This is a genomic window from Pseudomonas sp. MWU12-2345 (assembly GCF_023242385.1).
In the GTDB taxonomy this organism is placed as follows: Bacteria; Pseudomonadota; Gammaproteobacteria; order Pseudomonadales; family Pseudomonadaceae; genus Aquipseudomonas; species Aquipseudomonas gingeri_D.
In genome coordinates this window covers 329,193-349,258 of record NZ_JALLJA010000001.1, presented here as the reverse complement: position 1 = coordinate 349,258, position 20,066 = coordinate 329,193, and the positions used below count along the sequence as shown (strand labels likewise).

Sequence of the window (20,066 nt, the reverse complement as noted above, 5' to 3'; positions counted from 1 at the left end):
AGTGCTCTTGACCACATTATCATCCTCATCCTCCCGGCTTTCCCTGACCACCTGGCCGCGCTCGTTGCAATGGCTGGCCCTGCTGTTGCTGGCCGGCGGCAGCGGACAACTGCTCAAGTACGCCGAGTTGCCCGCCGGGCAATTTATCGGTCCGATGCTGGTGGCAATCGCCTTTGGCGTCAGTGGCGCCAGCATCCGTGTTCACCGCCAGGCGTTCCGCCTGGGCCAGGGTTGCATCGGCCTGCTCGCCGCCCACTCCATAACCCTGGCGGTACTGACGTCAATGGCCGACTCCTGGCACCTGATGCTGTTCGCCACGGTACTGACGGTGGGCCTGAGCGCCATGGTGGGCCTGGCGATGGTGCGTTTCGGCGGGATCCAGGCCAGCACCGCCGCCTGGGGCACCTCCCCTGGAGCGGCATCGGCCATGGTCGCCATGGCCGATGATTTCGGCGCCGACGGGCGGGTCGTGGCAACCATGCAGTATGTGCGGGTGGTCTGCGTGGTCATGATCGGGGCGCTGGTCAGCCATATGCTCGAAGCACCGGTCAACGGCAGCGAATCCCATGCCGCCGATGCCGCGCTGCATGGCTTCAACCTGCTCAACCTGGGGCTGACGCTGATCACCGTGGTGTTCGGCGTGGTGCTGGGCGCGCGCGTACCGGCGGGCGCCCTGCTGGTACCGCTGCTGATCGGTGCCGTCCTGCAACTGTCCGGGCTGCTGCATATCACCCTGCCCGCCTGGCTGCTGGCAATCGCCTACGGCGCCATCGGCTGCTACGTCGGCCTGCGTTTCGACCGCCCCACCGTGCTCTATGTCTGGAAACACCTGCCGGCCATGATCCTCAGCGCCATCAGCCTGATCGCCCTGTGCGCCGCCTCGGCCTGGGTCCTGGCGAAGTGGCTCGGCCTGGACTTCCTCTCGGTCTACCTGGCCACCAGCCCCGGCGGGCTCGACACCATGGCGATCATCGCAGTCGACACCCATTCGGATGTCGGCCTGGTCCTGGCGATGCAGACCTTGCGCCTGCTGGCGGTGATCTTCACCGGCGCGTTCTTTGCCCGGCTGGTGATTCGCTTCTCCCTACCCATCAAGCCTTAGGCACGACAAGACTCACCGATGACGAAGCATTCATGGCACAATCTGCGTCGTTACCTTAGTCAAAATACGAACGACATTGATTAAGATTTGTTTGAGAGTCATGCTGGTTTTGACGTTTTTTTCTCATTTCACCCTCTAAATTGCCGCCCCAGACAAACATGCGAATGATTCCCATTGTTTAACTGGGCCGGCGAACCGGGTGTAGATGCGCCGAAAATCGCCAGCCACCTCGACTACTAAAAGACTGCAGGAGCTACCCACGCAATGATTCCCCGTCTGCCTTCGTTTCTGAAAACCGCCTTTCTGACCACCGCCATGCTCAGCGCCGGCCACGCCTATGCGGCCCCAAGCGCCGACGGCATCGTGGTCTACAACGCCCAGCACGAAAGCCTGACCAAGGCCTGGGTCGATGGTTTCACCAAGGAAACCGGGATCAAGGTGACCCTGCGTAATGGCGACGACACCGAGATGGGCAACCAGATCGTCCAGGAAGGCGACAAGTCGCCAGCCGACGTGTTCCTGACCGAGAACTCCCCGGCCATGGTCCTGGTGGACAACGCCAAACTGTTCGCACCCGTGGCCCCGACCACTCTGGAACAGATCGGTGCAGCCTACCGTCCGGCCCACGGCAACTGGGTCGGCATCGCCGCCCGCTCCACCGTGTTCGTCTACAACAAGAGCAAGCTGACCGAAGCCCAACTGCCCAAGTCCCTGCTCGACCTCGCCTCGCCTGAGTGGAAAGGTCGTTGGGCCGCCTCGCCGGCCGGTGCCGACTTCCAGGCCATTGTCGCCGCCGTACTGGAACTCAAGGGCGAAGCCGCGACCCTGGACTGGCTCAAGGCAATGAAGACCAACGCTTCGATCTATCGCGGCAACAGCGCGGTGCTCAAGGCGGTCAATGCCGGGCAAGTCGAAAGCGGTGTGATCTACCACTACTACAGCTTCGGCGACCAGGCCAAGACCGGCGAGAACAGCAAGAACACCTCGCTGCACTACTTCAAGCACCAGGATCCGGGCGCTTTTGTCAGCACCTCCGGCGGTGGCGTGTTGAAGTCGAGCAAACACCCGGAAGAGGCCCAGGCCTTCCTCAAGTGGATCACCGGCAAAGATGGCCAGGCGGTTCTCAAGAACGGCAACTCGTTTGAATACGCGGTGGGCGTGGGTGCCGAATCCAATGCGAAACTGGTGCCGCTCAAGGACCTCGACGCACCCAAGGTCGATGCCTCGAAACTCGACAGCAAGAAAGCGGTTGAGTTGATGACCCAGGCCGGAATCCTGTAATTGATCCCAGAGTCCATTTCCCCCCTGGACCCCGCCGCAGTCGCTTACGCGCCTGCGGCGCTTTCGCGCAAGCGATCCAGAAATTTCTTCGGGCGCCAGGGCAATGCCTGGATCATCGGGCTGTCCGTGCTGGTGTCCCTGCTGGCGTTGTTGCCGATCGCCTTCGTGATCCTGTCTTCCTGGCAAACCGGGTGGACCACCCTTGAAGCGCTGGTCTGGCGTCCGCGGGTGGCCGAGCTGCTGACCAACACCCTGTTGCTGATGGTCATCACCATTCCGCTGTGCGTGGCACTCGGGCTGGCCCTGGCCTGGCTGACCGAACGCACCGACCTGCCCGGCCGCCGCGCCTGGTCATTGCTGGCCACCGCGCCCCTGGCCGTACCGGCGTTCGTCCACAGCTACGCCTGGGTCAGCCTGGTGCCGCCGATCCACGGGCTGTTCGCCGGGGTGCTGGTCTCGGTGATCGCCTATTTCCCGTTTCTCTACCTGCCGATTGCCGCGACCCTGCGCCGCCTGGACCCGGCCATCGAGGATGTCGGCGAGTCCCTGGGGCTCAAACCCTGGGCGGTATTTTTCCGCATTGTCCTGCCGCAACTGCGCCTGGCGATCTGCGGCGGCGCCTTGCTGGTCGGCCTGCACCTGCTGGCCGAATACGGCCTCTACGCGATGATCCGCTTCGACACCTTCACCACGGCGATCTTCGACCAGTTCAAGTCGACCTTCAGCGGACCGGCGGCCCATACCCTGGCCGGGATCCTGGCGCTGTGCTGCCTGGGCCTGTTGACCGTCGAGTCGGCCGCCCGGGGCAAGGCCCGTTATGCCCGGGTCGGTTCCGGCAGCGCGCGGCAACAACGCACGGTACGCCTCAGCCGCAGCACCAAGCTGCTGGCGCTGAGCATCCCGATCGTCAGCAGCCTGCTGGCCCTCGGCGTGCCGCTGGTCACCCTGGGCAACTGGCTGATCGCCGGTGGCCGCGAGGTCTGGCAAATGGGCGACCTGCTGCCGGCCCTGGAACAGACGCTGCTGCTCGGTGCCGCTGGCGCCCTGCTGACCACCTGCGCGGCAGTGCCCGTGGCCTGGTTGTCGATCCGCTCGCCCGGACGCCTGCATCGCCTGCTGGAAAGCTGCAACTACATCACCAGCTCCCTGCCCGGCATAGTCGTGGCCCTGGCCCTGGTCACGGTCACCATCAACTTCGCCCGACCGATCTACCAGACCTCGATCACCGTCCTGCTGGCTTACCTGTTGATGTTCATGCCCCGCGCCCTGGTCAGCCTGCGCGCCGGTATCGCCCAGGCGCCGGTGGAACTGGAAAATATCGCCCGCAGCCTCGGGCGCTCACCGGTCCGCGCGCTCTGGTCGATCACCCTGCGTCTCGCCGCGCCGGGGGCCGCCGCCGGTGCCGCACTGGTGTTCCTGGCCATTACCAACGAACTGACCGCCACCCTGCTGCTCGCACCCAACGGCACACGGACCCTGGCCACCGGTTTCTGGGCCATGACCAGTGAAATCGACTATGCCGGCGCCGCGCCCTATGCGCTGCTCATGATCCTGCTGTCGCTGCCGCTGACCGGGCTTCTCTATCATCAATCCAAACGCACGGCTGGCCGATGAACGCTCTTGAAATCAACGCGCTGTACAAGTCCTTCGGTTCGCAAGCGGCCCTGGAAGATATCCATCTGTCGATTGCCACCGGTAGCCGCACGGCCATCGTCGGCCCATCCGGCTCGGGCAAGACCACCCTGCTGCGGATGATCGCCGGTTTCGAATTTCCCGACGCCGGGCGTATCACCCTCGACGGCCAACCGCTGGTGGATGCCCAGACCCAGGTCCCGGCCCACCAGCGGCTGATTGGTTATGTGCCGCAAGACGGCGCGCTGTTTCCCCATATGACAGTGGCCGATAACATCGCCTTCGGTATCGTCGACAAGGCTACCCGGCAACAACGGGTGGCCGAGCTGATGGACAGCGTGGCCCTGGAGCCGCAGATGGGCAAACGCTGGCCCCATGAGTTGTCCGGTGGTCAGCAACAGCGGGTGGCACTGGCCCGCGCCCTGGCGCAACGCCCTCGGTTGATGCTGCTGGACGAACCCTTTTCCGCCCTCGACACCGGGCTGCGGGCATCCATGCGCAAGATGGTCGCGCGGCTGCTGTCCGAAGCCGGGGTGACCACTATCCTGGTCACCCACGACCAATCCGAAGCCCTGTCCTTTGCCGATCAGTTGGCGGTAATGCGCAAGGGCCGGCTGGTACAGGCCGGACACCCGATGGACCTGTACCTGCGTCCGGACGATGAGGACACCGCGCTGTTCCTTGGCGATGCGGTGATCCTGCCTGCCCTGATCGAAAACGGCTGGGCGCAATGCGACCTGGGCCGGCTGGCGGTCAATGATGAAGGCCGCCACGGCCAGGCGCAGATCATGTTGCGCCCCGAGCAGTTGCAACTCGCGGCCCAGGCGCCGGGACAAGCGGACGGCAACGGCAGCCCGGCGGTGGTCACCGAATGCGACTTCGGCGGCAACACCTGCACCTTGACCGTGGAGCTGAAGGCACCGGCCGCCGACGGACAGAAACGTTCATTGCTGGTGCGTAGCTCCGGCATGCACGCACCCCGGGTCGGCAGCCAAGTGCTGGTCTCGGCCCTGGGCCATGCCCATGTGCTGGGGCGCCAGGCCGTCCGCTAGCCGTTCACCACCTCGGCGCTGTTCGCCCAGGGCGCAACCAGTCGCCGAGGTGTCCCGCAGGTCCGGTGCTTGAACACGAAGTGCCGGCACTTTTCTGCAAAGCCATTACGATCCTCGACCATATCCAGGCGCATCTGCGCCAACTCTTCGTCGCGGCAGCGCTCCATGTCTTCGACATCCCGGGCACGCCGGCGCTCGCGTACGGCTTTATAAAGAGGGTCGTGGGCGACACGCTGCGCCTGGGCCATCAACCAGTTGCCAAAGGCCTGCGGGCAACGCGGGCCGATGTCCTGGACCAGGCCGATTTCCAGCGCCTGGGCGACGCTGATCGGCAAGCAGTCTTCGCTGAGCTGCAGCGCACGCTCATAGCCCACCGCGCGAGGCAGACTGTAAGTCCAGTATTCGGAGCCATAGAGGCCCATGCTCTTGTAGTGAGGGTTGAGCACCACGCCACTGCGGGCGAACACCCCGTCGGCCGCCAGGGCCAGCATCACCCCACCGGCGCCGGCGCTACCGGTCAGGCCGCTGACCACCAGTTGCCGCGCGGTCAGCAACTCACGGCAGACATCGTTGATCGCGCGGATATTGGCCCAGGCCTCAAGCCCGGGCACCGCCGCCGCCTGGATCACGTTGAGGTGCACACCATTGGAAAAACTGCCGCGCCCGCCACGGAACAGCAGCACCTCGGTGTCCTGGGCCTTGGCCCAGCGCAGGGCACTGACCAACCGTCGACATTGCTCGGTGCTCATGGCGCCGTTGTAGAACTCGAAGGTCAGCTCGCCCACACCGTCCAGTTCACGATACCGGATCGGCTGGTAGGCCTCCTTGCAATACGGGTGGCTGGCGACAGACCAATTCAAGGTCGGCACCTTGTCGAGCCGACCGGCCAGCACATGCCGCGCCGGGCGTTTGAACGTCTCCTCCCCCGGCCGGGGTTTGCGCCGCAATGAGCCGATCCACAGGCTGCGGTCTCCGGTCGCCACCAGCACCGCATCGTCATGCACCGCCAGCAGTTGGCCCGGCGTTCCACAGCGGCTGTCGAGATGGGCGTCATAGAGGTAGTAGGATTCGCCCAGCAGTTCAGTGAGCACACCGGGCTGGCCGTCGGCGGCGTCGATGCGCCGCTGGATCAGTTCGGCGTCATCCTGCCAACTGAAGGCGCGGTCGCTCTGCTTCATATTCGCTTGCAGACGCCCGCGAACCTCCGGCAAACGGTAATCCAGGGGCTGGGGCACAAAGTCTCTGCCGAACCGGGCCACCACGTCGTGGATGCAGGTCATGGCCGCGTCGGCCACCGGGCCGTTGTAGAGCTCGGACTTGCGAACGCCCGCCGGCATCTCGAATTCACAGGTGGCCCAGATCGCCCCGCTGTCCATTTCCTCGGCGGCCTGCAAGGCGGTCACGCCCCAGGTGGGCAACTGCCGGGTGATCGCCCAATCCAGCGCACTGGCGCCGCGATCACCGACAATCCCGGGGTGGATGATCACCACCGGGCGCTGCGGGTCCTGCCACAACCGGGCCGGCACCCGGTCCTTGAGAAACGGGCAGATCACCAGGGCCGCATCGGTGTTTTCGATCTGTTGGCAAACCGTATCTTCGTCGCTGAACAGCACCACACTGGGCACGTGCCCCGCTTCGCGCAGTTCCAACCAGGCGCGCTGGGTCAAGCCGTTGAATGCCGATGCCAGCAGAATGATTTTCAATGAACGCATAACGGAACTCCTCCTTGAGCAATACGCCGGGCCCCACGCTGCAACGAGCAATCCATGGCCCGACCGGAGCCGCTACAGTAAAGCGCCCCACCCGCGGCACCTTGACCGAGGTCAACAGACAACCGTACGGCGGGAGCATTCGCGCAGCATCGATTTCTCGGCTAGGATTTTCTGCTCATGGAGTCGCCCGACTATTCAGCGGGCTTTTGAACAAGGAGAGAGAAATGACTGCAGTTCGTCTTGCAGAACGTGCCTATCGCAGTTGGTCCAGCCCCATCCTGCTGGAACTCAAGGAACGGGAACATCAGTTGGACCCGTCCGCCCGCGTTGCCCTGATCAATGTATTGCAAGAGCGCCGCCTGATCGAGAGCGACAGGCCTTCAGCCGTGGTGCAGCCCATCCGGCCGGGCGTCGAGTGAAGGCAAGGCGCCCAGTCCGCGCAACCAGCCGTGTTCGGCAAACGCCAGCATCTCCTGGTCGCCGCGACTGTCGCCATAGGCAAACAATACCCGCCCGCGCGCATCGCCCAACCAGTGCTGCAACTGCCGGACCTTTTCCGGCCCCCAGCAGTTGGGCGACGCCAGGCGTCCGGTAAAACGTCCGTTGCGAAACTCCAGTTGCGTGGCCAGTACCGCATCAAAACCGGCGGCCGGGGCCCAGTGCTCGAGATAGAGCGTGGGCGATGCACTGACCAGCACCAGACGGTGCCCCAGGCGCTTGTGCGCCTCGATCCGTTCGAGCATTTCCGGACGGATCAGCGTCGGCAGGCGCTCGGCGACATAACGCGCCGCGGCCTCTTCCAGTTCGACCTGGCTCCTGCCACGCAGGGTGAACGCCAGAAACCGGGCCTTGGCCTCGGCCCGCTTGCACAGCCCCGTATACATACCCGCCAGCCAGGGCAAGACCAGCAGTCCGGCGATCAGAAAACGCCGGTTACCCACCTGGTAACGGACGAAATCCCGCAGGCTGTCGGTGGTGGTAATGGTGCCGTCAAAATCGAAGGCCACGCAGGTTACGGCTTGCGGCGCGGCACTGTTTGAAATCGTCATTGCTGTTTCACGCTCATGAACCGAACGGGCACAGTGTCTCACTCCTGCACGACAATTGCCTGAACGACAGGTGTCGCCAATGCCCTTCCCTCACGAGCCCGCTCGCTCCCGCAACTGACCGCCTGGCTGCGGGAGCGGGTTTATCTCAGAGGCTTAGTGGCCCGTCTCGCAATTGATCATCCAGCTCACGCCAAAACGGTCTTCGAACATTGCGAAGTACTCGGCCCAGAAGGTCTTGGCCGGCGCCATATGGATGTTGCCGCCGTCGCTCAGGCCAGCGAACAGTCGCTTGGCCTCGTCAACGCTGTCGACATTGAGCGACACCGAAATGCCCTGCATTTTGCTGTACGGCTGATGCGGCGGACAATCGGAGGCCATCAGGCTGAAATCCCCCACCGTCAGGCGGGTATGCAGGATCTTGTCCTGGTTCGGTGCATCCTTGGGGATGCAGGCCTCTTCCGGCGCATCGGCGAACGACAGGGAAAACAGCTCGCCACCGAGCACCTTTTTGTACAGGGCAAAGGCCTCCTTGCAGTTGCCGTTGAAGGTCAGGTAAGGAATGATTTTCAGGCTCATGATGGATCTCCTGTTCTGGCAGGTTTTCAGGATTGACCGGACATCTTCGCGCGCAGGTGTTCTTCCTGTTCGCGCAACTCGGGGGTCAGGCTCTCGCCAAAGTCTTCGGCCTCGAAGATCTGGCGGATTTCGATTTCAGAGTCGCTGGCCATCGGGTTCGGGCAACGCTTGACCCAGTCGATGGCTTCTTGCAGTGACTGCACATTGAAGATCCAGAAACCGGCAATCAGTTCCTTGGTCTCCATAAAGGGCCCGTCGACCACACGCCTCTGTTTGCCGCTGAACTGCACGCGCACACCCTTGGCGCTGGGGTGCAGCCCCTCCCCGGCAAGGATTACACCGGCCTTGGCCAGTTCTTCGTTATAGGCGCCCATGGCCGCCAGCAATTCGTTACTGGGCATTTCACCGGCTTCCGATTCCGGGCTGGCTTTGACGATCACCATAAATCGCATGGTCGTATCTCCTGATGACAGTGCTAGACAAGTTTAGACAAGCCAATAAGTGGCCCCGTCGACTAATCGAATGAGCGAGCACGGAATCGACACACGGTTAATTTTTTTCCTGATCGCCATGGATCCGTTTGCAGCGATCGAGGAAATCGGCGATCGATGGCGCCGTCGCTCATTCGACCAAGCACAGAAATAGACAACGCAAAACCACGGATTGGCTCTGGAACCCTGATCATTACAAGGCAGCGCCTACACACAGTTGCCGTAAGTCCTACCTCGAAACAGACATTGAAGCGCAGCCCTATGCCGTACCTGGAGAAAGCACTACCATCGAAAAGCCATTGCCCACGACAACCCCCACCAGAGAGGAAACATGGAGTCTCCTGCAATCTCGATTGGCCCACGTTCAGATTTTGCCCTTGCGCTCTCCGGCGGCGGCGTTCGGGCCATGACGTTTCACCTTGGCGTGCTCAAATACCTCGCCGAACAACAGGCCCTGGAACAGGTCACGCAGATTTCCACGGTGTCCGGCGGTAGTCTGCTGGTGGGCCTGATGCTTCACGAAAACCACGGCCAGTGGCCCGACTCCGCGACCTTCCTGCAACATATCTACCCCGCCCTGCAAGCCAGGCTGTGCTCACGCAGCCTGCTCTGGAGCGCCTTGCGCCAATTGTGCAACCCGCTGAATTGGCGCTTCCTGCTGTCCCGGGCCAACCTGCTGGCCCTGGCCCTGCAAAAGGAATGGGGAGTGACCGCCCTGCTGCCGGAGATCGCCGCCAAACCCGACTGGTCGATCAACGGCACCACGGCGGAAAACGGCAAGCGCTTTCGCTTCAAGCGCAGCAATATGGGTGACTACTCCATCGGTTACGCCAGCACCGCCGGCTTCCCCCTGGCCCAGGCCCTGGCGGTGTCGGCGGCGTTCCCCGGTGGCATCGGCCCGCTGTCGCTCAAGACCCGCGGTTTCAAATGGATGCAGCGCGAATGGGAAGCCCCACTCAACAGCGCCGTCGAGATGCGCTTGCCGTTCAAGAAGCTGCGGCTCTACGACGGCGGCGTCTATGACAACCTCGGCCTGGAACCTTTTTTCGACGCAGCTACCGGACAGACCAAGCGCTACGAATACCCGATCATTCTCTCGGACGCGGGCGCACCGCTGAAGCCGGGGTTTGACGCCGGGGTGCTGAGCCCCTGGCGACTCAAGCGCCTGGCCGACATCATGTCCGACCAGACCCGGGCGTTGCGCAGCCGGACCTTTGTCGAATACCTGAAGAAAGCCCCGGGACGCGGCGGTTACCTGAGTATCGCCAGCTCCCTGATCGACTCCTTCAAAGGCAGCGATGCGGCCTTTGCCGCGGGTTTCCCCACCACCCTGAATCGCCTCAAGCCCGAGGTGTTCGAGCGGATCGCCCGACATGGCTATGCCGTGGCGCAAGCGACCGACCGGGAGTACCCGCTACTGCCCGTGGCCTCGAAAACAGCGGAGCTCCTCGTGCTCTCGTAAAGCCGCAACAGTCAGGGCAGCGCCAGCACGCCCAGGCTGGCACTGATCACCAGGGCGGTGCCGACAAACTGCATCGGGATCATCGGCTGGGCCAGCACCACATAACCGGCCAGGGCGCCCACTGCCGGTTCGGCGCTCATCAGGATGCCGAACGAAGACGCCGGCATCCGCCGCAACGCAACCATCTCCAGGCCATAAGGCAGCAGCGGTACGAACAAGGCCAAGCCCGCGCAGCTGGCGATCTGCAACAGCGGCGGATGGCCGCCGCTTTGCCAAAGCCCCAGGGGCGTGGCAATCAGGGCAGCGGCCAGCAGCGATACCGACAACCCTTCAAAGCCCTGGAACAGCCGACCGACCTTTTTCATCATCAGGATATAAGCCGCCCAACCCGCCGCCGAACCGAACGCCAGCAACACACCCAGTGGCTCGCCGATCCAGCCCTCCTCATTACGTGCCAGCAGCAACACCCCGGTTACCGCCAGCAAAGGCCAGATCAACGCTCGCCAGCTACGTACCCCGAGGCTGGCCACCAGCAATGGACCGAGAAACTCGATGGCGATCGCCAGCCCCAGTGGAATGCGCTGGATCGCCGCGAAGAAACAGGTGGTCATCACCGCCATCGCCAGGCCAAGACTCCCGGCGGCCAGCCAGCGTGATAGCGAAAACCGATGCAGGCGCGGCCGCACCAGCAGCGCAAGAACCGCCGCCGCCCAGCACAGGCGCAGCCAGGTGGTACTGAAGGTGCCATAAGTCTCCATGGTCGGCGACGACAGCGCCGCGCCGAACTGGACAAAGAGCATCGACAGCACGCAGAGCATGGCCGCCCATAACAGCGTGCGGTGGTGTGTCCTGCCGGTATCGGAGAGCGGTAGTCCGGTGGCATTTTCCTGCATGCTGAAGTCTCCTGTGAATGTCGAGCCATCCTAGCCAGTCGCAGAGACTTCAAATAAGCTGATATTTCTTATCCAGACTTCACGAATATTGATAATGCGCGATCTCGACAGCAGTCTGTTGCGAACCTTCGTCACCGTCGCCGAAACCGGTGCGGTGGGCACGGCCGCCCGGCGCCTGGCACGCACCCAGGCCGCGGTCAGCATGCAGTTGCGGCGGCTGGAGGAAGACCTCGAACGCCGCCTGTTCGACCGCTCGCCACGGGGCCTGCGCCTGACCGAGGCCGGCCACCTGCTATTGCCTTACGCCCACAGCATTCTTGGCGCCGGGACCGATGCCCGACGGGCCTTGTCCGCCAGCCAGATCGCCGGCACCGTGCGCCTGGGTCTGCTCGAAGACATTGCGGTGGGCAGCCTGCCCCGGGCGCTACGGCGCTTCTCCTCAGCCTATCCACACATTTCCCTGGAAATCGTGATCGACAGCAGCGTGGCCATGTCCGCCAAGCTGGCGGACGGTACCCTGGATGTGATCATCGGTGACGCCTCGGCGATCACTGCCCAGCCCCAGGCCTGCTGGACCCAGTCGTTGTTCTGGGTCGGGGCTCGCGGCCTGGCCCTACCCGCCGACCTGAGCACCCAGAGCCTGCCCCTGGTGACCTTTGGCGGTGGCTGCCTGTGGCATGGCCAGGTGGTGAAAATCCTCAAGCGGGCGAACATCCCCTGGCGCGTGGTCTGCAGCAGCACCAGCCTGCCGGCGGTACAGTCGGCGGTCGAGGCCGGCCTGGGCATCACGGTGTTGCTGGAAGGCAATATCCGCAGCGAAAGCATGCGTGTACTGGGCCCGGCCGATGGCCTGCCGGCGCCGCCCATCGTCGATTTCGCCCTCTATGTCCGCCGGGTACCGGCGGTCCAGGTCGCCGCGGTCCAGGCGCTGCAAAGCTTCCTCGGAGAAGAGTTGAATATCATCATGCCCCGGTCGCTGACTTCGGAAACGGCAGGTGCTCTTGCAGAAAGTCAATAAACGCCCGCAGCTTGGGCACCACGTGCCGACCTGAGGGCCACAGTACATTGAATTGACCGGTTTCCTGGGTGAAGCTGTCCAGCACGGTAATCAGTTCACCATTTTCCAGCTCCCGCGCAATCAGGAAATCCGCCACGTAAATCAGCCCCAGGCCCTCAACCGCGAAAGCCGTTCGACCATCCTGGGCATTGCAGACCATCGAACAGGGCAACCCCGCTTCGGCGTCCTCTCCAGCCCCCGACAGCATCCAGCTCTGCAGCTTGCCGGTCAGGGGGTAACGAAAATGAATGCAGGCATGGGCCCACAGATCCGCAGGCGTGAGTGGAACCCCGCGCCGGGAGAAATAGGCCGGTGAACCGGCGACCAGCATCCGAAAGCCCCCCAGCGGTCTGGCACTGAGCCCGGAATCCTTGGGTTCCCCGGTCCGGATCACCGCATCGAACCCCTCCTCGATCACTTCCACCACCCGGTCGGTAAACTCCAGGTCGAGCTGGATATCCGGATAGCGTCGCTGGAATTGGGTAAAGACTGGCAGAAAGGGCTTGCCGATCATCGGCAGGCTGATACGCAGCCGCCCCTGGGGCATCGACGATAGCTGCGACAGCTCGGCGTTAGCGGCGTCCAACTCCCCAAGTACCCGCTTGCAGCGCTCCAGATACAGCATCCCTTCGCCCGTTAGCGCGATGCTCCGGGTGCTGCGATGAAACAGGCGCACGCCGAGCTTTTCCTCCAGCCGCGCCATGCTCTTGCTGACCGCCGATGCCGAAATCCCCAGAAAGCGTCCGGCCGCCACGAAACTGCGGGCCTCGGCGGCCTGCACAAACACACCGATTGCACTCAGACTGTCCATACCCACCCCATTAATGACTCCAGAGTCCATTCTAAACGGATCTACAAACCATTTTTCCAGTCGATGTTCATCGCTATCGTCTACTCCTACTCAACTGGAGCACCGTGATGGACAAGATATTCGTGATCAACGCCGGCACCCCTTATGCCTTTGCCAAAGGCGACTTGAACCGCAGCCTGCATGACACCGCGGTCAGACTGCTGACCCACTCCGGGTACGAGGTCCGTTCCACCCACCTGACAGAGGGTTACCGGGAGGAGGAAGAAGTCGCCAAGTTCCTCTGGGCCGATGCAATCATCTATCAGATGCCGGCCTGGTGGATGGGCGCGCCCTGGACACTGAAGAAATACATCGACGAAGTCTTCACCGTGGGCCATGGCCAGCTCTATGCCAGCGATGGGCGCAGCGCTGAAACCCCCTCCCTTGGTTATGGCTCAGGAGGGCTGCTGCAGGGTCGCAAATACATGATCTCGGCAACCTGGAACGCCCCCAGGCACGCTTTTGAAGCCGAAGATGATTTTTTTGAAGGCAAGGATATCGATGCCGTCTACTTCCCGTTCCACAAGGCTCATCAGTTGATCGGGCTGCAAGCGCTGCCGACCTTCGCCTGCTTCGACGTCGTGAAAAACCCCGGACATGAGAACGACCAGCTGCGCTACAAGCGACATCTGGAGCAGGTGTTCAACACTCGATAAGCCTTGTTCATGCCACCTGCCACTCATGACAAGGAAGTCGTCCAAGGTATGGAAAAGAACAGATAGATGTTTACAACAATCTATAATCTGAAGGATGCTAAGCCAATCACCGCATCCCTTCAGGAGCCCCCCCATGCCCCGCGTCTCGCGCAAACAGGCCGAACTCAATCGCGAAAGCATCACCGACGCCGCCGCGCGGCTGTTTCGTGAGCGCGGTCTGAAAAGTCTGAGCCTGGTAGAGGTGATGGGCGCCGCCGGCCTGACCCATGGCGGTTTCTATGGGCATTTCGAGTCCAAGGAAGCCCTTGCCGCCGAGGCCTGCAGCCGCAGCTTCCAGCAGTCGACCGAGCGCTGGCGGCAGAAGGCCGAGACCCTGGGCCACGGCGAAGCGGCGCGCCAGTCCATTGTCGAGCACTACCTCAGTACGAAACATCGCGACACGCCGGGCGAAGGCTGTCCGGTGGCGGCCTTCTGCGGCGACCTGGCCCATGAAGACCCCGGGACCGCGCTGCATCGCAACTACGTCAAGGGCCTGGAGACACTGCTCGACACCTACGCCTCACTGCTGGGTACCGACGACCCGCAGGTCCGGCAAAAAGCCCTGGTGCAGCAGGCGCTGCTGGTCGGCGCCCTGACCCTGGCCCGTTCGACCCGGGGCCAGGCACTATCGGACGAGTTCCTGACAGCAGCCAGGGATTTCCTGCTGGCCGAAGCGAGCTGAAAATCAGCCCACCGCCGTCAGTTCGAAACAGAACACCGCGCCCTTGCCCGGAATCGACAACAAGCGAATCTGACTGTCGTGCAATTGCAGGATGCGCCGCACAATCAGCAACCCCAGGCCGCCGGAACGCCGGTCGCCGTCCTGGTTGAACGGCCGGCGGAACAGGTTTTCCAGCAAGCTCGGGGCAATCCCCGGCCCGGTGTCGCTGACCGTGACCTGAAGCTTGCCGCGGCCATGGGTCAGCGCCACCTCGATGGTGCCGCCTTCGGGGGTATGGCGCAGGGCGTTATCGATCAGGTTGGTCAGGACCCGCTCGATCATCCCCAGGTCCGCGCTGACCATCGACGCCCCACGGGGCAAGACCGCCAGCAGCTTCGACTGGCGGGTCTCGGCCATCAGTTCGAACTTCTGGAACACGTCCTGGATCAGGTCGCTGAGGGAAAAATCCTCGACCTGCAGCCGCACCGCGCCATGCTCCAGGCGCGCCAGTTCAAACAGCGCCTGGGCCAGTTGCCCGACCTTGCTGCTCTGGGCCAGGGCGATCCCCAGGTAACGTCGACGCTCATCCGGTGCCAGCACCGCGTCCTTGAGGGACAGGGTTTCCAGGTAGCCGTGCAAGGACGCCAGGGGCGTGCGCAAGTCATGGGAAATATTCGCCACCAGCTCGCGACGATCCTGGTCGAGCTGGGTCAGGCTGCGCCACTGTTCGCCGATGCGCGTGGCCATCTGGGCAAAGCTGGCTTCCAGCACCTCGATTTCATCGCGACGCCCGGCTCCGGACCGGGACAACACCGGCAACTGCGCCGGCGCGGCATCGGTATCAAAGTCACGCATGGTCTCGGTCAGGCGGCGCAGCGGACGGGTGATCAGGCGGAAGGCGATCAGGCCGGCGATCAGCCCCAACAGAGCCACCAGGCTCATGGCCCACAAGGTGGTGCGCAGCACCGAACTGGCCGACACCTGGGCCGCCAGGCGATCATGCTCTTCGCCCTGGAGGACTACGTACAGATAGCCCAGTTCCTTGCCGCCACCGCGCAAGGCCGCCGCGCTGAACACCTTGCGCCCGTCATCGCTGCGCGGGTCGTCACCGAGGATCGGCAGCGGCTGGCCGTCGAGCAGGCGGCGGATCGGCGCCAGGTCGACGTGATCGCGGCGCAGGTGGCCTTGGGGCGCGGCATCGCCGGTGATCTTGCCGCTGGGTGAGAGCAGATAGACTTCCACGCTCGGGTTGACGTTCATCAACTGGCCGAACAGCGCACGCACGCCCTCCATGGTCAGGCCTTCGGTGCCCACCAGCCGATTGTCCAGGGCAATGCTCTGGGCCAGGTCCCGGGACAGACCCTGGACCACTTCCTTTTCATGCATGTCGCTGGCCCGCACCTGCAACCACACCGAGGCCCCGCAACAGGCCAGCAGCAGGATGGAAAAAGCCAGGGACAGGCGCTGGGAAAGGGTCAGGTTCATGACGGGCGACTCACCGGCGAGAAACGATAGCCGCGACCCCAGACCGTGAGAATCCGCTCGGGTTGCGCCGGGTCGACTTCGATCTTGGCCCGCAGGCGATTGATATGGGTGTTGACCGTGTGTTCATAGCCGTCGTGCTGGTAACCCCAGACCTGATTCAACAGGTCCATGCGCGAATACACGGTGCCGGGGTTTTTCATAAAGAAATGCAGCAGGTCGAATTCCCGTGGGGTCAGGTCCAGGGACTTGCCGTCGACCCAGGCTTCACGGCTCAGCGGATCAAGGCTGAGGCCGCCCTGCTCCAGGGTCCCGGCCTCGATTTTCAGGCTCTTGGCCAGGGCATCGACCCGCCGTAGCAAGGCCTTGACCCGCGCCGCCAGTTCCAGCATCGAGAACGGCTTGGCCAGGTAATCGTCGGCGCCCAGTTCCAGCCCGAGCACCCGGTGCATCTCGCTGGAACGGGCACTGGTGATAATGATCGGGGTGTAGCGCGCCATGGCCCGCGCCTGCCGGCAGATTTCCAGGCCATCGACGCCCGGCAGCATCAGGTCGAGGATCAGCGCATCCCAGGAGCCCTTGCTCAATTGCGCCAGGCCCAGGTTGCCGTCGGCGCAGTGGGTGACCTCATACCCCTCGTCCCGCAGGTGCAGGCTCAGCAAATCCGCCAGGTGCAGGTCATCTTCGACGATCAGAATGCGTTTGGGTGAATCCATGGGCAACCTTTGTGCTGGTAATCGGCGAAAACGACGCCTGAATCATTGTGCCGGATCGCCAAGAGGCAATGTTCACAAATAAGTTAAGTTTACGGGAGGATTTGGCGACCCCCGCCGCTCAACAATGAAAGCCTGATCAATCACCGTGGACGCGACGCCATGTCCTCCAGAAGACGCTTTCTTGTTTCCAGTGCCGCCACCCTCCTCGCCGCCGGTTTGTTCGACTGGCGCGCCGTCGGCGCCACCTTCGGCAGCGGCAGTCGTTCGGCCGACACCGGCGAGACCTTCGAAGTCAGCCATACCGACGCCGAGTGGAAATCGATGCTCAGCGATGAGCAATACGAAGTGCTGCGCCATGAAGGCACCGAGCGGCCGTACAGCAGCGCCCTCAATGAGGAGCACCGCGCCGGCGTGTTCGCCTGTGCCGGCTGCAGCCTGGCGCTGTTTTCGTCGGCCGCCAAATATGACAGCCGCACCGGCTGGCCAAGTTTCACCGCACCGCTGGAAAGCGCCGTGGCCACCCGCCGCGACACCTCCTTCGGCGTCTCCCGGACCGAAGTGCATTGCCACCGTTGCGGCGGCCACCTGGGCCATGTCTTCCCCGACGGACCGCAGCCCACCGGTCTGCGTTACTGCATGAACGGTGTCGCCATGACCTTCGCCCCCGGCGCGGCCTGATTCCCACGTTTCGACAAGGATTCCATCATGTTCCTGCTTATCCTGGCCTACCTCGGCGGTCTTCTGACCATCCTCAGCCCCTGCATCCTGCCGGTGCTGCCGTTCGTCTTCGCCCGCTCCGGCGAGCCGTTCCGGCGCAGCGGCCTGCCCTTGCTCTGTGGCATGGCCCTGACCTTCGCCCTGGTCGCGACCCTGGCGGCGGTCGGCGGTGGCTGGGTGGTGCAGGCCAACCAGTACGGCCGTTGGCTGGCCATGGCGCTGATGGCGTTTTTTGCTATTACCCTGCTGTTCCCGCACCTGGCCGAACGCCTGACCCAACCCTTGGTGGCGGCCGGTGATCGGCTGTCACGCTCGGCGCAAAGCCATGACGGCTCGCCCAGCGCGCGCTCGTCCTTTGTACTCGGCATCGCCACCGGCCTGCTGTGGGCGCCCTGCGCCGGGCCAATTCTCGGGCTGATCCTCACCGGTGCCGCCCTGCAGGGCGCGAACATCGGCACCACCCTGTTGCTGCTGGCCTACGCCGCCGGTGCCGCGACCTCCCTGGCCGGCGCGCTGCTGATCGGTGGCAAGCTGTTCAGCGCGATGAAGCGCAACCTCGGCACCGGCCAATGGCTGCGTCGCGGCCTGGGTGCGGCCATGCTGATCGGCGTGGTCGCCATTGCCCTGGGCCTGGACACCGGCATCCTGACCCGGGTGTCCACGGTCGCCACCTCGGGCCTCGAACAGAAGCTGCTCGACAACCTGACGCCGAAGAAAGCCCCGGAACAGGGTGGCGCCATGATGGCGGCGGTCAACAGTGACGCCGGCCAGCCGAGCGGCAGCATGATGGCGATGGCGGCCAAGACCGGTGGCGCGGAACGTGCGCTGCCGGTGGAGGGTACCCTGCCGGACCTGTCGGGCGCAGTGCAGTGGCTCAACTCCGCACCGCTGAGCGCCGCCGAACTCAAGGGCAAGGTGGTACTGATCGACTTCTGGACCTACTCCTGCATCAACTGCCTGCGCAGCCTGCCCTACGTCAACGCCTGGGCGCAGAAGTACCACGACCAGGGCCTGGTGGTGATCGGCGTGCATGCACCGGAGTTCGCCTTCGAACGCGATATCGACAACGTCCGCCAGGCCGTCGGCAAGCTGGGCATCCAGTACCCGGTGGCCATCGACAACAACTATGCCATCTGGCGCGGTTTCAACAACCAGTACTGGCCAGCCCACTACTTCGTCGATGCCCAGGGTCGTGTGCGTTATCACCACTTCGGCGAAGGCGACTACGAAGGCTCCGAACAGGTGATCCAGCAGTTGCTGAAAGAAGCCGGCCACCAGAACGTCTCCGGCGGCATGGTCAGTGCCCAGGCCCAGGGCGTGATGCAGGCCGCCGACGAAGCCGAAGTGAAATCGCCGGAAACCTACCTGGGTTATGACCGCGCCGAGAACTTCGCCTCGCCGGGCGACCAGGTGGCCGACCATCAGAAAAACTACGTCGCACCGAAGCAACCGACCTTGAACCAGTGGGGCCTGGACGGTCAATGGACCGCCCATGCCGAACAAGTGACGCTCAACCAGGCCCCGGGCCAGGTGGTCTATCGCTTCCACGCCCGTGACCTGCACCTGGTGCTGGGCCCGGCGTCGGATGGCAAGCCGGTGCGCTTCAAGGTGCGTATCGACGGCGCCATGCCCGGCGCCAACCACGGCACCGATACCGACGCCAACGGCGAAGGCAAGGTGACCGAGCAGCGTCTGTACCAACTGGTCCGCCAGGCCGGGGACGTCAGCGAACACACCTTCTCCATCGAATTTCTCGATCCCGGCGTACAAGCCTACGCCTTTACCTTCGGTTGATCGCCACAAGGATAAACACCATGAGCAAGCCAATCCTGCAACAAAAAACCAGGTCTCCGCTGCTGATACTCGCCGGGATCGCTACCCTGTCCCTGTCGGTGCTGATATTCCAGCGCCTGGCCTGGTCGGCGGAGGATGCGGTGCAGATCGCCCCGCCGGCGCTGGATCAAGCGGCCGGCGCCAGCGGCAAGGCCACGGCGGTGTTTGCCGGCGGCTGTTTCTGGGGCGTCCAGGGGGTGTTCCAGCATGTGCGGGGGGTCGAGAATGCGGTGTCGGGTTATACCGGCGGCGCGGCGAATACCGCCCAGTACGAATCGGTGGGAGAAGGTTCGACCGGACACGCCGAGTCGGTGCAGGTGACCTATGACCCGAGCAAGGTCACTTATGGGCAACTGCTGCAGGTGTTTTTCTCGGTGGCCCATAACCCGACGGAGCTCAACCGTCAGGGGCCGGACAGCGGTACGCAGTATCGCTCGGCGATTTTCCCGATGAATGCCGAACAGGAAACCATCGCCAAGGCCTATATCGCCCAGTTGGATGCCGCCAAGGCATTTCCGGCGGCAATCGTCACCCGGATCGAGGACGGCAAGGTCTTCTATCCGGCCGAGGGTTATCACCAGAACTACCTGACACTGCACCCAAACGCGCCGTATATCGCCGTCAACGATCTGCCGAAGGTGGAAAACCTCAAGCGTATGGAACCGCAGCTGTATCGGGCTGATCCGGTGTTGGTGCCGAACGTCAACTGATGGCTGCGGCAATCCCAATGCCCGTAATGAGATATTGAAAACGCCACGGCACCTGTAGGAGTCGGCTTGCCGGCAATGGCGTCCGGATGGGCGCT

The 20,066-nt window shown here is 63.5% G+C and carries 20 protein-coding genes; 12 read left to right on the top strand and 8 right to left on the bottom strand.

The window, feature by feature from the left end:
• Positions 1–7: 7 nt before the first annotated feature.
• From M5C71_RS01575 to M5C71_RS01560, 4 genes are all read left to right on the top strand, one after another.
• Entirely contained in the window at positions 8–1,102 is a 1,095-nt protein-coding gene (locus M5C71_RS01575) for an AbrB family transcriptional regulator (protein ID WP_103499621.1), read from the top strand.
• Positions 1,103–1,366: 264 nt separating this feature from the next.
• On the top strand, positions 1,367–2,383 hold the full coding sequence (locus tag M5C71_RS01570) for an iron ABC transporter substrate-binding protein (protein WP_152739743.1): 1,017 nt from the start codon (positions 1,367–1,369) through the stop codon (positions 2,381–2,383).
• A 3-nt stretch (positions 2,384–2,386) separates the two neighbouring features.
• Positions 2,387–3,997 (top strand): iron ABC transporter permease, encoded by a 1,611-nt coding sequence (locus M5C71_RS01565; protein ID WP_103495178.1) that lies wholly within the window; start codon positions 2,387–2,389, stop codon positions 3,995–3,997.
• Positions 3,994–5,067 (top strand): ABC transporter ATP-binding protein, encoded by a 1,074-nt coding sequence (locus M5C71_RS01560; RefSeq protein ID WP_103495175.1) that lies wholly within the window; start codon positions 3,994–3,996, stop codon positions 5,065–5,067. The genes M5C71_RS01565 and M5C71_RS01560 overlap by 4 nt, the downstream gene beginning before the upstream one ends.
• Here M5C71_RS01560 and M5C71_RS01555 read toward each other — a convergent pair.
• Entirely contained in the window at positions 5,064–6,779 is a 1,716-nt protein-coding gene (locus M5C71_RS01555; protein WP_248767064.1) for a hydrogenase maturation protein, read from the bottom strand. The two genes, M5C71_RS01560 and M5C71_RS01555, sit on opposite strands and share 4 nt — an antisense overlap.
• 224 nt (positions 6,780–7,003) lie before the next feature.
• Here M5C71_RS01555 and M5C71_RS01550 point away from each other — a divergent pair, with 224 nt between their 5' ends.
• Positions 7,004–7,198 (top strand): hypothetical protein, encoded by a 195-nt coding sequence (locus M5C71_RS01550; protein ID WP_103495173.1) that lies wholly within the window; start codon positions 7,004–7,006, stop codon positions 7,196–7,198.
• Here the strand turns inward: M5C71_RS01550 and M5C71_RS01545 are convergent.
• The 3 genes from M5C71_RS01545 to M5C71_RS01535 form a co-directional block, all read right to left on the bottom strand.
• Positions 7,160–7,828, bottom strand: a complete 669-nt coding sequence (locus M5C71_RS01545) for an HAD family hydrolase (protein WP_103495172.1) — start codon at positions 7,826–7,828, stop codon at positions 7,160–7,162. The genes M5C71_RS01550 and M5C71_RS01545 overlap by 39 nt on opposite strands.
• A gap of 153 nt (positions 7,829–7,981) precedes the next feature.
• Positions 7,982–8,398 carry a VOC family protein gene (locus M5C71_RS01540; RefSeq protein WP_103495177.1) on the bottom strand — a complete coding sequence of 139 codons (417 nt, stop codon included), beginning with the start codon at positions 8,396–8,398 and terminating at the stop codon, positions 7,982–7,984.
• 32 nt (positions 8,399–8,430) lie between these two features.
• Positions 8,431–8,856, bottom strand: a complete 426-nt coding sequence (locus M5C71_RS01535) for a YciI family protein (protein ID WP_103495171.1) — start codon at positions 8,854–8,856, stop codon at positions 8,431–8,433.
• 370 nt (positions 8,857–9,226) lie between these two features.
• On the opposite strand from M5C71_RS01535, the gene M5C71_RS01530 reads away from it, so the two are divergent.
• Positions 9,227–10,357: a patatin-like phospholipase family protein gene (locus M5C71_RS01530; protein ID WP_103495170.1), complete on the top strand. Its 1,131-nt coding sequence runs from the start codon at positions 9,227–9,229 to the stop codon at positions 10,355–10,357.
• Positions 10,358–10,368: 11 nt separating this feature from the next.
• Here the strand turns inward: M5C71_RS01530 and M5C71_RS01525 are convergent, their stop codons facing one another.
• Positions 10,369–11,250, bottom strand: a complete 882-nt coding sequence (locus M5C71_RS01525) for an EamA family transporter (protein ID WP_103495169.1) — start codon at positions 11,248–11,250, stop codon at positions 10,369–10,371.
• Between the two features lie 94 nt (positions 11,251–11,344).
• Between M5C71_RS01525 and M5C71_RS01520 the strand changes: the two genes are divergently transcribed.
• Positions 11,345–12,268, top strand: a complete 924-nt coding sequence (locus M5C71_RS01520) for a LysR substrate-binding domain-containing protein (RefSeq protein WP_103495168.1) — start codon at positions 11,345–11,347, stop codon at positions 12,266–12,268.
• Here M5C71_RS01520 and M5C71_RS01515 read toward each other — a convergent pair.
• A complete protein-coding gene (locus M5C71_RS01515) occupies positions 12,213–13,118 on the bottom strand; it encodes a LysR family transcriptional regulator (RefSeq protein WP_103495167.1) in 906 nt (301 codons plus the stop codon). The two genes, M5C71_RS01520 and M5C71_RS01515, sit on opposite strands and share 56 nt — an antisense overlap.
• Positions 13,119–13,225: 107 nt before the next feature.
• On the opposite strand from M5C71_RS01515, the gene M5C71_RS01510 reads away from it, so the two are divergent.
• A complete protein-coding gene (locus tag M5C71_RS01510; protein WP_248767063.1) occupies positions 13,226–13,813 on the top strand; it encodes an NAD(P)H-dependent oxidoreductase in 588 nt (195 codons plus the stop codon).
• A gap of 133 nt (positions 13,814–13,946) precedes the next feature.
• Entirely contained in the window at positions 13,947–14,534 is a 588-nt protein-coding gene (locus M5C71_RS01505) for a TetR family transcriptional regulator (protein ID WP_103495165.1), read from the top strand.
• Between the two features lie 3 nt (positions 14,535–14,537).
• On the opposite strand, the gene M5C71_RS01500 is transcribed toward M5C71_RS01505, so the two are convergent.
• Positions 14,538–15,998, bottom strand: coding sequence for a HAMP domain-containing sensor histidine kinase (locus tag M5C71_RS01500; RefSeq protein ID WP_103495164.1), 1,461 nt, complete (start codon positions 15,996–15,998; stop codon positions 14,538–14,540).
• Complete coding sequence (locus tag M5C71_RS01495) at positions 15,995–16,711, bottom strand: response regulator transcription factor (protein ID WP_103495163.1); 717 nt, start codon at positions 16,709–16,711, stop codon at positions 15,995–15,997. Before M5C71_RS01495 ends, M5C71_RS01500 begins: the two co-directional genes overlap by 4 nt.
• Before the next feature lie 159 nt (positions 16,712–16,870).
• Here M5C71_RS01495 and msrB point away from each other — a divergent pair, with 159 nt between their 5' ends.
• Genes msrB through msrA form a run of 3 tightly spaced genes read left to right on the top strand, consistent with a single transcriptional unit; the run spans position 16,871 to position 19,971 of the window.
• The gene (msrB, locus tag M5C71_RS01490; protein WP_103495162.1) at positions 16,871–17,389 is read left to right on the top strand and encodes a peptide-methionine (R)-S-oxide reductase MsrB; all 519 of its coding nucleotides are present in this window, start codon (positions 16,871–16,873) and stop codon (positions 17,387–17,389) included.
• A gap of 27 nt (positions 17,390–17,416) precedes the next feature.
• Positions 17,417–19,222 carry a cytochrome c biogenesis protein DipZ gene (locus M5C71_RS01485; protein WP_248767062.1) on the top strand — a complete coding sequence of 602 codons (1,806 nt, stop codon included), beginning with the start codon at positions 17,417–17,419 and terminating at the stop codon, positions 19,220–19,222.
• A 20-nt stretch (positions 19,223–19,242) separates the two neighbouring features.
• Positions 19,243–19,971 (top strand): peptide-methionine (S)-S-oxide reductase MsrA, encoded by a 729-nt coding sequence (msrA, locus tag M5C71_RS01480; protein ID WP_103495160.1) that lies wholly within the window; start codon positions 19,243–19,245, stop codon positions 19,969–19,971.
• Positions 19,972–20,066 lie beyond the last annotated feature (95 nt).